This is a genomic window from Streptococcus sp. 10824, from assembly GCF_013276595.1.
Taxonomy (GTDB): Bacteria; Bacillota; Bacilli; order Lactobacillales; family Streptococcaceae; genus Streptococcus; species Streptococcus pseudopneumoniae.
Window position 1 is genome coordinate 1 of the sequence record NZ_VMLH01000121.1, and the last position, 838, is coordinate 838.

The 838-nt window shown below is 41.2% G+C and carries 1 tRNA gene and 1 pseudogene; one reads left to right on the plus strand and one right to left on the minus strand.

The window, feature by feature from the left end:
* Window positions 1-572: pseudogene (locus tag HT701_RS10050) on the minus strand (ISNCY family transposase); the annotation flags it as partial.
* Window positions 573-670: 98 nt separating this feature from the next.
* On the opposite strand from HT701_RS10050, the gene HT701_RS10055 reads away from it, so the two are divergent.
* Window positions 671-742 (plus strand) — tRNA-Glu (locus tag HT701_RS10055).
* Window positions 743-838 lie beyond the last annotated feature (96 nt).

The window sequence follows — 838 nt, forward strand, 5'->3', positions numbered from 1 at the left end:
TGGAATCGGATATGGTGTCCACTATCGACGACTCTCTCCGCCAGTCTAGCCAGAATGAGATTTCGTTCAGAGGGCTTAGGAGCCTCCTCAAAGACAGAGAGTTTTGTCTTGTTTCCAAACTGTTCATTAAAGGTTTGAATGTAGGAAAGAAGGAAAGTATTGGCTTCTTCCAAGGTATGAATATTGTTTCGTTCCAGTTCAATAGGCAGGCGAGATTGTAGTGCCTGATTGAGTCTTTCGACTCTCCCTTTAGCTTGAGGGATAGCGGTTGTCTCAAGGAGAATCCCCAGTTGGTGACAGGCGTATCCGAATTGTGTATGGGTATCGTCCTCCATTTTCTTAGAGTTGGAGATTTGATAGGTAAAGACTGTTCTTTTATCTGTTTTGATTTGAAGGGGAATGCCGTGGTTGTCTAAAATTTGTTCGAGGACATGATAGTAAGCATTCAAGGTCTCTTGTTTATCAAAATAAGCCCCTAGGATATTGCCAGAAGCATCATCAATGGCTAGGTGTAAGTTAGAGGTTTCTGCTCCAAACCAGGCATGAGGGCTAGCCTCCATTTAGATGACTTCTCGCCAAAAAATTGTAAAAAGTTTAAAAAAAATTAGAAAAAGGTGTTGACAAGTCTGAAAAAGTCGGTATAATAGTAAGAGTTGAAAATAACCACTCTGGTCCGTTGGTCAAGGGGTTAAGACACCGCCTTTTCACGGCGGTAACACGGGTTCGAATCCCGTACGGACTATGGTATGTTGCAGTTGGAACACTTGATGAAAAAAGATTAAAAAAAGTTTCAAAAAAGTGTTGACAAGCGAAAGTGACTGTGATATACTAATATAGT